We start from the raw sequence: 14,743 nt of genomic DNA, 5'->3' as shown, positions 1-14,743 counted from the left end.
GTGATCCGACTCCTTGTCATAGGCACGTTCTTCGCCCTCCTCACCTTCTGGCTGCACCGGCGCTACGTCCGCGCCCCGGAACTGCGCGGCGCCGCAGCGGTCGCGGCGACCACCGTCCTCGTTGCCGGAGCGGTCCTCGCGCTCGCCGCCTCCCTCGTCGGCACCACCGTCGACCCCGCCTGGGCACGACCCGTCGGCTATCTCGGCTGGACCTGGCTCGCCGTTGTGCTGTACCTGGCGATCGGTGCCTCCGTAATCGGCCTGACCCGCCTCGCGAACCGCCTGTCCTGGTCCCTGCGACGCACCGAACGACCCCCCGCCCCGTCGCGTCGCCGCGCCCTGCGCATCGCCACCGGCGCCGTCGCCGTCACCGCGGTCACCGCCGTCGGATACGGGACCGTCGAAGCATCGAACCCTCGCGTCGCGCATGTCCAGGTGCCGCTCCAGCGACTACCCGCCGGATTCGACGGACTGCGCGTCGCCCTGATCACCGACCTGCACGTCGGCCCGGCGCGCGGCGCAGACTTCACCCGCAGGGTCGTCGACCTCGCCGCCGCCGAAAACCCCGACCTGATCGTGCTCGGCGGCGACCTCAGTGACGGCACCATCGCTCACGTCGCCCCCGACATCGAACCCCTCCGGGACCTGAACGCACCGCTCGGAGTGTTCGGGGTCAGCGGAAACCACGAGTACTACTCCGACGACGCCCTGGCCTGGCTCGACCACTGGGAAACCCTCGGCGTGCGGACCCTGCGGAACGAGCACGTGACGCTCACCCGCGGCGCCGACAGCATCGACATCGCCGGCGTGTACGACTGGACCGCACCCGCCCCGCACGACGCGGACCTGGACGCGGCCCTCGACGGTCGCGACCCCGAGCGCTTCGTGCTGCTGGCGGCACACCAGCCTCGCCAAGTGCTCGAGGCTGCCGATCTCGGCGTGGACCTGCAGCTGTCCGGACACACCCACGGAGGCCAGATGTGGCCGCTCGGCGTCTTCGTGCCCCTGTCCAACCCGAGCGTCAGCGGCCTCGACCGGTTCGACGACACCACGCTCTACACCTCACTCGGCGTGGGAGCCTGGGGGCCACCGGTACGGATCGCGACACCGCCGGAAATCACGATCCTCGAACTCGTCAGCGCCAGCGCGTAGCGGTCACTCCCGCAGGTCACTGCCCGACATACGCCGCCAGATGCTCCCCCGTCACCGTCGGGCGCGCGGCGACCAGATCCGCCGGAGTGCCCTCGAAAACGATCCGGCCACCGTCGTGACCGGCACCGGGGCCGAGATCGATGATCCAATCCGCATGGGCCATGACCGCCTGGTGATGCTCGATGACGACCACCGACTTCCCGGAATCCACGAGCCGGTCCAGCAGCCCGAGCAGATTCTCCACGTCGGCCAGGTGCAGTCCCGTGGTCGGCTCGTCGAGGATGTACACGTCGCCCTTCTCACCCATGTGGGTGGCGAGCTTGAGCCGCTGTCGTTCACCACCGGACAGCGTCGTCAGCGGCTGTCCGATCTTGATGTAGCCGAGGCCGACGTCCGCGAGCCGGGCCAGAATCTTGTGGGCCGCGGGCAGCTTCGCCTCCGCAGTGGCATTTCCCCGGTCGCCGTGCTGCTTCCCGCCGCCGAAAAACTCCTCGGCCTGCGCGACCGACATCATCAGCACCTCACTGATGTTCTTGCCGCCGAGGGTGTAGTCGAGCACCTCCGCCTGGAATCGCTTGCCCTCACACACCTCGCACGGTGCGGACACCCCACCCATCATCGCCAGATCGGAGTACACCACCCCGGCGCCGTTGCAGTTTGGGCACGCACCCTCGGAATTGGCGCTGAACAGACCCGGCTTCACCCCGTTCGCCTTCGCGAACGCCTTGCGGATCGGATCGAGCAGGCCCGTATATGTCGCGGGGTTGCTGCGTCGCGAACCCTTGATCGCACCCTGATCGATCGACACCACGCCGTCACGCTTCGCCACCGACCCCGAGATCAGCGAACTCTTACCCGATCCGGCCACCCCGGTCACCACCACCAGAACACCGAGCGGGATGTCCACATCCACGTTCTGCAGATTGTGGGTGTCGGCTCCGCGAACCTCGAGGCTTCCCGTCGCGGTCCGCACCGACGCCTTCACCGACGCCCGGTCGTCGAGATGCCTGCCGGTCAGCGTGTCACTCGACCGCAAACCGGCCACGGTGCCTTCGAACACGACCTGGCCGCCTTCGGTCCCGGCGCGCGGCCCCAGGTCGACGACGTGGTCGGCGATCGCGATCACCTCCGGCTTGTGTTCGACGACGAGCACGGTGTTGCCCTTGTCCCGCAATGCGAGCAGCAGATCGTTCATCCGCTGCACATCGTGCGGGTGCAGACCGATGGTCGGCTCGTCGAAGACGTAGGTGACGTCGGTGAGCGAGGACCCGAGGTGCCGAATCAGCTTGGTGCGCTGTGCTTCACCGCCGGAAAGGGTACCTGCGGGACGGTCGAGGCTCAGGTAGCCGAGTCCGATCTCCACGAACGAGTCCAGCGTCTCGCCCAGCGACTTCAGCAGCGGCGCCGCCGAGGGTTCGGCCAGTCCCCGTACCCACTCGGCCAGATCACTGATCTGCATCGCACACACATCGGCGATGCTCTTTCCGTCGATCTTCGACGACCGCGCCTCCGCACTCAACCGCGTCCCCTCGCAATCGGGACAGGTCTGGAACGTGATCGCCCGGTCCACGAACGCCCGGATGTGCGGCTGCATCGCCTCCCGATCCTTGGACAGGAACGACTTCTGGATCTTCGGGATCAGCCCCTCGTACGTGACGTTGACGCCGTCGACCTTGACCTTGGTCGGATCCTTGTAGAGCAGGTCGTTCAGCTGCCTCTTCGTGAACCTCGAGATCGGCTTGTCGGGATCGAAGAAGCCGCAGCCGCGGAAGATCCGCCCGTACCAGCCGTCCATGCTGTAGCCCGGGATGGTCAGCGCACCCTCGTTGAGCGACTTGCTGTCGTCGTACAGCGCGGTCAGGTCGAAGTCCGAAACCTTCCCCATACCCTCGCAGCGCGGGCACATGCCGCCGGTGACAGTGAAGCTGCGGCGCTCCTTGACGGTCCGTCCACCCTTCTCCACGGAGATCGCGCCGGCACCGCTGACCGATGCGACGTTGAACGAGAACGCCTGCTGCGAGCCGATGTGCGGCGTGCCCAGCCGGCTGAACAGGATGCGCAGCATCGCGTTGGCGTCGGTCGCGGTGCCCACCGTCGACCGGGGATTCGCGCCCATCCGCTCCTGGTCGACGATGATCGCGGTCGTCAGCCCTTCGAGTACGTCGACATCCGGGCGCGCGAGGGTGGGCATGAATCCCTGTACGAACGCGCTGTACGTCTCGTTGATCAGCCGCTGCGACTCGGCGGCGATCGTGCCGAACACCAGCGAGCTCTTCCCGGAACCGGATACCCCGGTGAACACGGTCAACCGCCGCTTGGGGATCTCGATACTGACGTTGTGGAGGTTGTTCTCGCGTGCGCCGTGTACGCGGATCAGATCGTGGCTGTCGGCGAGGGGAAGTTCGGACTGTACAACCCGCGTGGCCGTGCTCATCCCTGTCTCCGTTCCCTGAGTGTGTTCCGGCGCCCGATCCGGATTTCGTTCCGGATCGGCACGCCCGTCGTGTGCAGACAACGGTCACGCTAACCGCGACGGACCCGCCGGTGCTTCTCGATTTCTGATCGGCCGGGCAACCTGCTTTGCCAGACACGCCGGCATCCCCTCGGTCACTCCGGCACCGTGTCGCCGGTACACGCCGGGCGCGACGCCGACGAGCTCGGTGAAGCGCGTGCTGAACGTCCCCAGCGAGGAGCAGCCGACCGCGAAACACACGTCGGTGACACTCAGGTCGCCACGCCGCAACAGCGCCATGGCGCGTTCGATGCGCCTCGTCATCAGATAGGAGTACGGCGGCTCACCGTAGGCGCGCCGGAACTCACGGCTCAAATGCCCCGCAGACATGTTCACCCCGCGGGCCAGCGCCTCGACGTCGAGTGGTTGTGCGTAGTCACGGTCGATCCGGTCACGGACCCGGCGCAGCAAGGTCAGGTCACGAAGCTGCTGTTCGCCGGCGGATCTGTTGGCCACCTGCACGATCGTGCCACATGATCTTGCTGCGGATGCTCTCTCTTCAGGGTTGTTAGCGGGTGTCGGGAAAGTGAGTCGCGAGGTGAAGCTGGTGGTTTGTGAGGTTGTGCGAAATTCGGTTTTTCTTTTAGTTCCGTCTCATACAGATTATTTCACGAAGAAGCTCGGGCCGGCGGTCTCGACCGCCGGCCCGAACCGAACTCAGTCGCCGTACGCCTCGAGCGGCGGACACGAGCACACCAGGTTGCGGTCGCCGTGCGCCCCGTCGATGCGCCGGACAGCAGGCCACACCTTGGCCCTCCCCTTCCCCAGCGGGTACACCGCGATCTCACGCGAGTAGGGGTGGCCCCACTCCCCGACCAGGCATTCGGCCGTGTGCGGCGCGCCTCGCAACGGATTGTCCTCGACCGGCCACTCCCCTGCCCCGACGCGGTCGATCTCACTTCGGATCGCGATCATCGCGTCGATGAAGGCGTCGAGTTCGTCGAGGTCCTCGCTCTCGGTCGGCTCCACCATGAGCGTGCCCGCGACCGGGAAACTCATGGTCGGCGCGTGGAAGCCGTAGTCGGCGAGACGCTTCGCAACATCGTCGACGGTGACACCGGTGTCCTTGGTGATCCGACGCAGATCGAGGATGCACTCGTGCGCGACCATCCCGTTCTCCCCCGTGTACAGCACCGGGAAGTACTCGTCGAGACGACGCGCGATGTAGTTGGCGGACGCGATGGCGGTGAGCGACGCACGACGCAGACCTTGCGCACCCATCAGCTTGATGTACGACCAGGTGATCGGCAGGATCGACGCCGAACCGTACGGCGCGGCCGACACCGGCCCGACGCCACCGAGCTCGGGTGCCGCCGGGTGACCGGGCAGGTACGGCGCGAGGTGCTCGCGGACACCGATCGGCCCCACCCCCGGGCCGCCGCCACCGTGCGGAATACAGAACGTCTTGTGCAGGTTCAGGTGACTCACGTCACCACCGAACTTGCCCGGCCGGGCGAGGCCCACGAGCGCATTGAGGTTCGCCCCGTCGATGTAGACCTGGCCGCCGGCGTCGTGAACCGCGCCGCAGATCTCGGCGATCTCGTGCTCGTAGACCCCGTGCGTCGACGGATAGGTGATCATGATCGCGGCGAGACGCTCGGCGTGATCGGCGATCTTCGCGCGCAGATCGTCGAGATCGACGTCGCCGTTCGGACGGCACGCGACGACCTCCACCCGCATCCCGGCCATCACCGCAGAGGCCGCGTTGGTGCCGTGAGCGCTCGACGGGATGAGGCAGATGTCGCGGTGGTCGTCGCCGCGTTCGAGATGGAAGTGCCGGATCGCGAGCAGACCGGCGTATTCGCCCTGACTACCGGCATTGGGCTGGAGACTGACTCGGTCGTAGCCGGTGATCGCCGCGAGCCAGCCCTCGAGGTCCGCGATCAGCTGCCGGATACCGGCGGTCTGCGAGGCGGGCGCGAACGGGTGCAGGTGTGCGAACTCGGGCCAGGTGATCGGTTCCATCTCGACGGCAGCGTTGAGTTTCATTGTGCACGAGCCGAGCGGGATCATCGTCCGGTCGAGCGCCAGGTCCTTGTCGGAGAGCCGCCGCAGGTACCTCATCATCGCGGTCTCGGTGCGGTACTTCGTGAACGCCTCGTGCTGCAGGAACTCACTCGTGCGCGCAAGCGCCGCCGGGATCGCCGAGCCGTAACTCCCGGACAGCACCGTGTCCGGGGCTTCGAAGGCGTCGAGCACAGCGCCGATGTGCGCGACGGTGGTCGCTTCGTCGCACGAGATGCCGACGTGGTCGGCATCGACGAGCCGCAGGTTGATTCCCGCTGCCCGGGCATTTTCGACGATCTGCGTGGCGCGGCCGGGAACCCGGGCGAGGACCGTATCGAACAATTCGGCGTGCACGATCTCGACGCCGACAGCGCGCAGGTCCGCGGCGACGGTGTCGGCGTGCTTCGCGACCCGGCGTGCGATCGCGGTGAGGCCGTCGGCGCCGTGGTACGAGGCGTACATCGCGGCCAGGACCGCGAGCAGGACCTGGGCGGTGCAGATGTTGCTCGTCGCCTTCTCCCGCCGGATGTGTTGCTCGCGGGTCTGCAGCGCCAACCGGTAGGCGGGCTCGCCGTCGGCATCGACGGACAGGCCGACCAGGCGGCCCGGAAGGTTACGGGTGTGCGCCTCGTTCACGGCGAGGTAGCCGGCGTGCGGCCCGCCGAAGCCCATCGGCACACCGAAGCGCTGGGTGGTGCCGAAGCACGCGTCCGCGCCCTGCTCGCCGGGCGGGGTGATCAACGTCAGCGCGAGCAGGTCGGCGCCCACCGCGACGAGCGCGCCGCGGTCGTGTGCGGCGGCAATGATCGGGGCGGCGTCGAACACCCGGCCGGAGGCGCCCGGGATCTGGAGGATCACGCCAAAAAAGTCGTCGTCGGGCAATCCGTCGTCGACGAGGTTCGCGGTGACGATCTCGATGCCCAGCGGTTCGGCGCGGGTCGCGAGGACGGCCGCGGTCTGGGTGAACAGATCGGAATCCACGAGCACGCGGGGGCTCTTCGACTTGCGGTTGGCGCGGCGGAGCAGGGTCATCGCCTCGGCGGCGGCGGTGCCTTCGTCGAGCATCGACGAGTTCGCGATCTCCATGCCGGTGAGGTCGGAGACCATCGTCTGGAAGTTGAGCAGAGCTTCGAGCCGGCCCTGGCTGATCTCCGGCTGGTACGGGGTGTACGCGGTGTACCAGGCGGGGTTCTCGACGATGTTGCGCAGGAGTACCGGCGGAGTGAGCGTGCCGTAGTAGCCCTGGCCGATCATCGAGGTCGCCACGGTGTTCTGCGCTGCAAGTGCGGTCAGTGCGTCCAGCACCTCGTGTTCGGAGAGCGGAGCGTCCAGCACATCGAGACCGTCAGCGATCCCCCCGGCTTCCGGATCCAGGATCCCGGACGGCAGTGCCTTCTCCGCAAGATCTTCCAGGGCATCGACGCCGACGACGTCGAGAATGCGGCGGAGTGCCGACTGGTCGGGTCCGACGTGACGGTCGGCGAACGTGGAGGTGGCGGCATCTGTCATGTGCGATTCCCGGGTGATCGGAGGTCCACGTCCGCGCGCGGTCGCACGGCGTGCTTCCTCCCCCTCTGTCGCGAGCTCGACCGGCGAGCGCCTGAGAGATTCGGTGACCGGACAGCCCGGACACCTTTCCCCGTGGGCGGGTGGGTGCTCCCACCGCTTTCCAGAGGCGTCGGAGCCCGCACGGTCCTGGTACCTGAGAGATTGACGGGGAGGTGCTGCTCCTTCGGTGCCCGGATCGGATCCGGAACTCTCCCGTGCGACGGCGACGCACTGGCGATTCTAGTGCACGGCACCCACCACAGACGCGGCCACGGACAGCTTCACGGTGTGACGCACGTCCAAGGCCGCGTCACCTAGCCGATACGGCGATTGATGCGGTTTCGGCGGCGCGACGCCAGTTCGTCTTCCGGGCGCTGCTCGGCATCGCCACCGTCGGCGCGCTCGGCCGGGAAGTCCGCGATGCTGCCGGTCAACTCACGCATCGCACCGCTGACCGCGATACCGAACACGCCTTGGCCACCCTGCAGTAAATCGACAACTTCCTCGGGCGACGTGCATTCGTACACGGTGGTGCCGTCGGAGAACAGCGTGATCTTCGCCAGATCCCGTACGCCGCGCTCACGCAGATGATCGACCGCGACGCGGATGTTCTGGAGCGAGATGCCCGTGTCCAGCAATCGCTTGACGATCTTGAGGACGAGGATGTCCTTGAACGAGTACAGCCGCTGACTACCGGAGCCGGCCGCACCACGAATCGACGGCACAACCAGGTTCGTGCGCGCCCAGTAGTCGAGCTGGCGGTAACTGATTCCGGCGATCTGACATGCGATGGGGACGCGATAGCCGACCAATTCGTCGGGAACCGAATCGTCCGGGAACAGACCCGGCTGGATGTCGTCCGCGTCGTGCGTCGACGACATCGAGGTCGAGCGGTTCCCTTCGTCGATATCGACGTGCCCCTGTCCCTGCGGCCGATCTCGCACTGTGTGACTCCCTCTCGCGTGCCCATCCGTCGCCCGTAACAACAGACGGGCGGATTCCCCCCACCCATCCGATCGTCGCGTGCTAGTCAGGCCCGTCGAGCAGATCCGAACTGCGGATTTACTCAGCGTACGCTCCACATCGAGCGTTGGGCAGCAACACGCCGACCGGTCGCCAAACCTTCGAGTCGTACTCCGCGGCTCGAACCGCGTCGGTCCGAGGGCGGCAAAACAGCCGGTGACGTCCGGATTTCAGCCGTCCGTCGCCTTGAAGTCGTCGGGGGACACGGATTCGAGAAACTCTTTGAACTTCTCGACCTCGTCCTCCCGTTCATCGGGCATGACGAGACCGGCCTCCGCCAGCACCGGTTCCTCGACGAAGACCGGCACACCGATGCGCAACGCTACAGCCACCGCGTCCGATGGACGGCACGACACGCGCACGCCGCCCTCGAATACCAGATCGGCGTAGAACGTCCCCTCCTGCAGATCCACGATCCGGATCTCCTGCAGGGCATGACCGAACGCTTCCAGAAGATTCTTGATCAGATCGTGCGTCAGGGGACGTGCCGGTTCGACGCCCTGCTGCTCGAGCGCGATCGCGGTCGCCTCCATCTGACCGATCCAGATCGGCAGATACCTGTCGCCGTCGGCCTCACGCAACAGCAGGACCGGCTGGTTCTGCGGCTGTTCGACCCGAATGCCCACTATCCGCATCTCGCTCATGCCGGTGCCTCCATCCCGCCGCCGTCCGGGGATGAACCCCGCATGACAATCCTGCCTGAATTCTAGTTCGATCCGGCAGACCCGTCAGGTACCCCCGGCCGTCGGAGATCACGGCCGCCTCACCGCCGCCGAAATCGGCGGTTCGCTGTCACGTCTACAGGATCAGGCGAGTCGCCGTGGACGGCCCGGGTCAGCGGTCGAGCGCTCCGTGCACGGCCGCCTTGACCAAGCACGTATGCAGTGTCAGCGACAGCGCCGCCAGTTCACGGACCATTTCCTCGGCCCGGGCCCGGGCTCCCGCATCGCGGCCCTTCGCGACCGGTCCCGCGATCTGCGCGACCAGACTCGCCTCCCGGTCCGCCGCGAGCTTGAACGCCCGCAGGTGCCGCACCTCGAGCCCGAACTCCGACATGGCCTTCGCGGTGCGCGCGAGAAGTACCGCATCCCCATCGAAGAAACCGGCCGCACCCGGCACGATCAATCCGGCCCGGACCAGCTCGGTCAGGTAGGCGACGTCGATACCGGCGCTCTGGCACAGGTCGTCGCGGCTCATCCGGACCTCACGGTCGGTGCGCAGCACCTCGGGCGAGACCTCGCCCGGCGCCACGGCCAGCGGCCGTGGACGCTTCGGGCGGGAATCTCCTGCGCCCACCGTTGCGGCACCGCGGTCGATCGCCTCGAGCTGTTCCTTGATCACCTTCAGAGGCAGGTACTGATCCCGCTGCGCAGTCAACACATAGCGCAGGCGCTCGCAGTCCCCGATCGAGAAACGACGATATCCCGACGGCGTGCGTTCCGGGCTGATGAGCCCTTCGGCCTCGAGAAATCTGATCTTCGAGATCGTCACGTCCGGAAACTCCGGACGGAGTCGATCGAGAACCGATCCGATCGACATTCCGCCCGGTGCCGGTTGGCGGGCAGCAGCGGTCATCAGCTACCTGCGCCCTGGTTTCCCCGCGGACCGGTGAGGAACACCAACCGGAACTTTCCGATCTGGACTTCGTCGCCGTTCGCCAGAACCGCCGAATCGACAGGCTCGCGGTTGACGTACGTGCCGTTGAGGCTTCCCACGTCGACGACCTGGAACTCACCCTCGTCCTGGCGGAACTCGGCGTGCCGACGGCTGACGGTCACGTCGTCGAGGAAGATGTCGCTGTCGGGGTGCCGCCCCGCGGACGTCGTCGGCTGGTCCAGCAGGAAACGCGATCCAGCGTTGGGTCCACGCTTGACGACGAGCAATGCCGATCCGGCGGGCAACCCCTCGACACCGGAGACCGGTGCTTCCGAGGTCGCGGCCCCCGAGCCGGCGGTTTCCAGTTCACTCAGGAAGTCGGCGCGAAACACCGAAGTGGTTTCCGCAGGGCTTTCCTCGTATCCCGCGTTGCCGTTCTCGCTCACCGTTACTCCTTATCCGTTCGACCGATCGGGTAACTGCCCCGACCGGTCGTAGTTTCGTTCAGCCACGATCACTTTCGATACGGACCCGCGCCCCCGACAACGGCACACGCCTGCCACGACCGTACCCTGCGCAGGCTTCCCGGCGTAGGCGGACGCGGTTGTCGCGCACGGGAACCCTCAGTTCTCGATGAGGGCGCGGTAGCCGTCGGCGTCCAGGGTCTCGCCGAGCGCCGCATCCAGCTCACCCTCGCTACCGACCTCGACGTCGACGAGCCAGCCCCCGCCGTAGGGAGCCGAGTTCACCAGCTCCGGGTTCGCTTCCAGATCCGTGTTGACGGCAACCACTTTCGCGGTGAGCGGTGCATACACGTCCGAGACGCTCTTCGTCGATTCGACCTCGCCGAAGGATTCGCCGGCTGTCACCTCGGTCCCGTCCTCCGGCAACTGCACGAAGACCACGTCGCCGAGTTGCGACTGCGCGTATGCGGTGATGCCGATCCGCGCGGTGGTCGCGCTCGTCCGCTGCACCCATTCGTGCTCCGCCGTGTAACGCAAATCGGCGGGGGTTTCGAACTCACTCACGACAGGGTCCTTTCGGCGACGACATTCGTCACGAACGTCGGATTCAGTTACCGGGCTGAGAGTATTGGCGTGCTTCGATCTGCCGCAAGGCGGACACGTCGACCTGGGGTGACTGTTCGATCACCAATGTTCCTCCGGTCCGCGCGACGGTGTCCACAACTCCGCCGGGGATGTTCAGCGCCGCCGCAAGGGTGGGCCCGTCCCCGATGGCGGTGACCGTGTACGGGGCGACGAGCGGAACGTCGTCGACGACCACGGCACCCCCGGGTCCGGTCACCCACGAGTCCACACCGATGCGGACGGGCGGGGCACCGGCGCCCGCGATCTGGATGGCTTCCGCTCCGGCCGCGCGCAGTTCCTGGATCATGTCGAGGACCACATCGGACCCGACGCCGCGCACCGGGTCGGTCACGGTCAGCACGACGCCCGGGCCGGTGGCGGGCACCGTGCCGACCTGGATGGACAGGGCCGAGAGCCGCGCGCGGGCCTCGTCGAGCGCAGCCTCGGATCCGTTCTGTTCCAGGCTGGTCAGTGTCGATTCGAGCGCGGTGATCTCCTGACGCAGCGCGGCCTCGGTGCGGTTCAGGTTGTCGAGCAGCACGAGAAGGTCGGCCGGGCGTGCCGCGTCGAGCCCGTCACCGGATTCGGTGGTGCGGACCTGGGTGGCGATCGCGACGCCGAGCAGCACGATCAGTAGTCCGGCCAGCGCCGGGAAGAGCAGTCGGGGACGACGCGGCGGCGCTGATTCGGGTGTGTCGTGAAACTCGTGTCTTCCCTCGGGCATCGGTCACGCTCCGAACAGGCGTCGGCGCAGTGCGGACGCGTTGCCGAAGATTCGGATGCCGAGGACGACGATCACGGCCGTCGACAACTGGGTGCCGACGCCGAGCTGGTCGCCGAGCCAGACGATCAGCGCGGCGACGAGCACGTTGAACACGAAGGACACGACGAACGTCTGGGCGTCGAAGATGTCGTCGAGATACGCTCGGAGACCGCCGAACACGGTGTCCAGAGCGGCGACGACCGCGATAGGGAGGTAGGGCTGGATCACGTCGGGAACCTGTGGGCTGAAGATCACTCCCGCGGCGATCCCGATCGCGAGGGCCAGCACCGCGTAGAGCGCATGGCCGTGCCTGAGGCCGTTCCGTTTCAACGATCTCCCTCCAGTGCAGATTCGACGTCGCGCACCGCCGCGGCGGGCATGGTCACGTCGTCGGCTTCGGCGATGGTGAAACCTACCCCGTACAGCTGCTGGACACCGGACATCCGCAGGTACGCGTCGCTGACGACGAACGTGGTCTGCAGGCGGCTCGGTGATCCGATGGCGGATACGACGTACGGGGAGAACACCGGTCGGTTGTCGACGAGCATGGCGCCACCGGCCTGCCGGACGGTGACTCCGGGACCGATGCGTACGTCGTTGAGCGCGACGGCTTCGGCGCCGCCGGCCCACAGCGCGTTGATCACCGATTGCAGGTCGCGGTCGAGCAAGACGGCGGTGCGTGGGTTCCCGCGCTGCCCGGAGTCCGACAGATTCGGTTTCGCCGCCGGGTCGCTGAGTGTGACGGTTACGCCGGGACCGAGCACCTCGGTGGCTGCGGCGGCGTCCTCGGTCCGCCGGAGCACGTCGAGGATGCCGGTGCCGGCGGCGTTGTCCGCGAACAGTTCCTCGCGGCGCCGGTCGATCTCGGCAGTGAGGTCGTCGCGGGTCGCGGTGAGGGTGTCGGCGCGTTCGGACGCCGCGCGGACGCCGGCAAGGATCTCCGCCTGCACCCGGCCGGAGCCGGGCCCGCGATCGGTGGTCTCGGAGTAGGCGATGCCGATGGTGAGGCCGGTGAGGAGGGCGCCGACGGTGAGCCAGGCGAGTACGCCCTTGCGGGCGGGCCGGGTGTGTTTCGTGGTGCGGTCTTCGGCGGCCGCCGCATATCCGGGATCGAGGTGGTCCTCGAGGAGGGCAGTGAGCAGCGACGGTACCGGGTTGCGGCGGATCTGTTCCCAGTGCTGGTTCATCAGGGTTCCCGGTGTCCGCCGATCGGTGACGTCACCCGGGCGGTGGCGAGGGCGCGGTAGACGTAGAGCGCGCCGGTCCACACGTACAGTGCCGTTCCCCAGACGAGCGCGGCCCAGCCGAATGGCTCGGCGACGTCGGTGGTCGCGGGGACGGCGAGCGCCAGGAGCAGCAGCGGGAGCGCGCACATGAGCAGGAAGGTTGCGCCTTTGCCGAGGTAGAGCACTTCGGGCGGTGGCAGTCCGCGTCTGCGGTACACCGCCAGGGTCGGTGCCAGCACCAGTTCACGTCCGATGAGGATCGCGGCGATCCACCACGGCACGATGTCCCGGGCGACCAGGGCGACCAGAGTGGCCACGATGTAGAGGCGATCGACGAGCGGGTCGAGGATGGCACCGAGCCGGGAGCTCTGGTCGAGCAACCGGGCGAGTTTGCCGTCGGCCCAGTCGGTGACGGCGCCGACGACGAGGACGGCCAGGGCCCAGCCGTCGGCGTGCCGGACGAGCATCAGCCACAGGAAGAGCGGGATTCCGAGGAGGCGGACGAAGCTGAGCAGGTTGGGGACGGTGAGGATGCGATCGGACGCGACCGGCGCGGTGCCGGCGGTCCTCGTCGCGTCGTTCATCGTCGAACCTGCCTCGTGTGGGGTGATGGTCGGGTTCCGACAGCCTTCCATATTCGCGTATCGGGTCCCGTCCGACGGGTCAGCGCCATGCGAAGACGGGTTGTTCCAGATCGTCGATGCGGGTGTGCCGGCCGTGCAGCGCAACCTCGCGGAACTGGAAGACGACAGCGGCGGTGGGTGCGTGGATGAGGTGGCCGCGGAACGGCCATTGGATGACGGGCTTGTCGGATTCGGGGATCGGCACGAAGCGGGGTTCGCTGTCGATCTCGGTGGTGGTGACGGCGAAGAGTTCGGCGACCTCGTCGGGACTGGGTTGCAGGTCGGTGACCGCCATGTCGGACCACACCACGAACGGGGACATGACGTATCCGGATCGGGTGATGTAGTCGTCGAGGCGGCCGATGATCTGCGTGTGGTCGGCGAGCAGTCCGAGTTCTTCGTGCAGTTCGCGCAGGGCTGCTTGTTCCGGGGTTTCGCCGGGGTCCAGGCGTCCGCCCGGGAGCGCGAACTGCCCCGGGTGGGCGCGCAGCCGTGTCGGGCGGCGTGTGAGTGGCATGACGCAGTTGCCCAGCCCGTCGTCGAGGACGGCGATGACCACTGCAGCGTGGCGCCGTCCGTCGAGCGGGAGACGTCGGGATTCGAACTCGGCGAAGGCATCCGTGAGGGTGTCACGGGCGAGAGGTTCGGGCACAAGCATGTTCTTGACAGTACGGCGTCGGTGTGGGGGGCGCGGGAGTCCTGGTGCTGTTGCCGTGGTTTGAAGTTCGGATTATTTTGGGTTTCCGTATCGTCCGAAACTTTCCGGTCGGTCGCGGGGACGGCATGACCGCGCAGGTAGGCTGCCCGCATGCCGCATCCGATCATGTTCGACGAGGCCGATCCGCTGCTGGCCCGCGTACGGTCGCTCGCCCTCGCGTTTCCCGGTGCCGCCGAGAAGATTTCGCACGGACGCCCGTTCTTCCATACGAAGACGGCGTTCGCGGTGTACGGCGGCTCCGCGAAGCCCGGCGGGACCCCGTATCCGCGGTCGGTGATCGTCAAGCCGGAACCCGAGGAGCGCCTCGCATTGCTCGAGGAGCCATACACCTATCTGCCCGCCTACCTGGGCCCGGCGGGTTGGGTGGGCTACGACCTGGACCGCGACGACGTGGACTGGGACGAGATCGGTGAACTGCTCGACATGTCGTTCCGGGTGACGGCGCCGGCGACGTTGGTTCGCGAGCTGGACGCCTCCGCACCGTGAT

15 protein-coding genes and 1 riboswitch are annotated in these 14,743 nt (G+C 67.3%); of the genes, 2 read left to right on the top strand and 13 right to left on the bottom strand.

Annotated features, from left to right (window positions below; genetic code table 11):
• Positions 1–1,152 (top strand): metallophosphoesterase, encoded by a 1,152-nt coding sequence (locus RZ1_RS00245; protein ID WP_072808077.1) that lies wholly within the window; start codon positions 1–3, stop codon positions 1,150–1,152.
• A 16-nt stretch (positions 1,153–1,168) separates the two neighbouring features.
• On the opposite strand, the gene RZ1_RS00240 is transcribed toward RZ1_RS00245, so the two are convergent.
• The 13 genes from RZ1_RS00240 to RZ1_RS00180 form a co-directional block, all read right to left on the bottom strand.
• Positions 1,169–3,586 carry an ATP-binding cassette domain-containing protein gene (locus tag RZ1_RS00240; protein WP_072808074.1) on the bottom strand — a complete coding sequence of 806 codons (2,418 nt, stop codon included), beginning with the start codon at positions 3,584–3,586 and terminating at the stop codon, positions 1,169–1,171.
• A gap of 84 nt (positions 3,587–3,670) precedes the next feature.
• Complete coding sequence (locus RZ1_RS00235) at positions 3,671–4,126, bottom strand: helix-turn-helix transcriptional regulator (protein ID WP_371306491.1); 456 nt, start codon at positions 4,124–4,126, stop codon at positions 3,671–3,673.
• A 195-nt stretch (positions 4,127–4,321) separates the two neighbouring features.
• Entirely contained in the window at positions 4,322–7,180 is a 2,859-nt protein-coding gene (gene gcvP / locus RZ1_RS00230; RefSeq protein WP_072808069.1) for an aminomethyl-transferring glycine dehydrogenase, read from the bottom strand.
• A 171-nt stretch (positions 7,181–7,351) separates the two neighbouring features.
• Positions 7,352–7,445: riboswitch (glycine riboswitch) on the bottom strand.
• An 88-nt stretch (positions 7,446–7,533) separates the two neighbouring features.
• A complete protein-coding gene (locus tag RZ1_RS00225) occupies positions 7,534–8,163 on the bottom strand; it encodes a MerR family transcriptional regulator (protein WP_072808067.1) in 630 nt (209 codons plus the stop codon).
• Between the two features lie 249 nt (positions 8,164–8,412).
• Complete coding sequence (locus RZ1_RS00220) at positions 8,413–8,886, bottom strand: bifunctional nuclease family protein (RefSeq protein WP_072808065.1); 474 nt, start codon at positions 8,884–8,886, stop codon at positions 8,413–8,415.
• 190 nt (positions 8,887–9,076) lie between these two features.
• On the bottom strand, positions 9,077–9,817 hold the full coding sequence (ftsR, locus tag RZ1_RS00215) for a transcriptional regulator FtsR (RefSeq protein WP_072808064.1): 741 nt from the start codon (positions 9,815–9,817) through the stop codon (positions 9,077–9,079).
• Positions 9,817–10,284, bottom strand: coding sequence for a glycogen accumulation regulator GarA (gene garA / locus RZ1_RS00210; protein ID WP_072808062.1), 468 nt, complete (start codon positions 10,282–10,284; stop codon positions 9,817–9,819). Before garA ends, ftsR begins: the two co-directional genes overlap by 1 nt.
• Before the next feature lie 177 nt (positions 10,285–10,461).
• Positions 10,462–10,866 (bottom strand): glycine cleavage system protein GcvH, encoded by a 405-nt coding sequence (gcvH, locus tag RZ1_RS00205; RefSeq protein WP_072808060.1) that lies wholly within the window; start codon positions 10,864–10,866, stop codon positions 10,462–10,464.
• A gap of 43 nt (positions 10,867–10,909) precedes the next feature.
• Entirely contained in the window at positions 10,910–11,650 is a 741-nt protein-coding gene (locus tag RZ1_RS00200; RefSeq protein WP_072808058.1) for a DUF881 domain-containing protein, read from the bottom strand.
• A gap of 3 nt (positions 11,651–11,653) precedes the next feature.
• Positions 11,654–12,019: a small basic family protein gene (locus RZ1_RS00195; RefSeq protein ID WP_072808057.1), complete on the bottom strand. Its 366-nt coding sequence runs from the start codon at positions 12,017–12,019 to the stop codon at positions 11,654–11,656.
• Positions 12,016–12,876: a DUF881 domain-containing protein gene (locus tag RZ1_RS00190; RefSeq protein WP_072808055.1), complete on the bottom strand. Its 861-nt coding sequence runs from the start codon at positions 12,874–12,876 to the stop codon at positions 12,016–12,018. Before RZ1_RS00190 ends, RZ1_RS00195 begins: the two co-directional genes overlap by 4 nt.
• Positions 12,876–13,499 carry a cardiolipin synthase ClsA gene (clsA, locus tag RZ1_RS00185; protein WP_072808700.1) on the bottom strand — a complete coding sequence of 208 codons (624 nt, stop codon included), beginning with the start codon at positions 13,497–13,499 and terminating at the stop codon, positions 12,876–12,878. Before clsA ends, RZ1_RS00190 begins: the two co-directional genes overlap by 1 nt.
• 79 nt (positions 13,500–13,578) lie before the next feature.
• Entirely contained in the window at positions 13,579–14,196 is a 618-nt protein-coding gene (locus tag RZ1_RS00180) for an NUDIX hydrolase (RefSeq protein WP_072808053.1), read from the bottom strand.
• Between the two features lie 150 nt (positions 14,197–14,346).
• Between RZ1_RS00180 and RZ1_RS00175 the strand changes: the two genes are divergently transcribed.
• Entirely contained in the window at positions 14,347–14,742 is a 396-nt protein-coding gene (locus tag RZ1_RS00175; RefSeq protein ID WP_072808051.1) for an MmcQ/YjbR family DNA-binding protein, read from the top strand.
• Position 14,743 lies beyond the last annotated feature (1 nt).

This window comes from Rhodococcus zopfii NBRC 100606 = JCM 9919 (assembly GCF_001895025.1).
Lineage (GTDB): Bacteria > Actinomycetota > Actinomycetes > Mycobacteriales > Mycobacteriaceae > Rhodococcus > Rhodococcus zopfii.
This window is presented reverse-complemented; position numbering and strand designations above follow the sequence as displayed.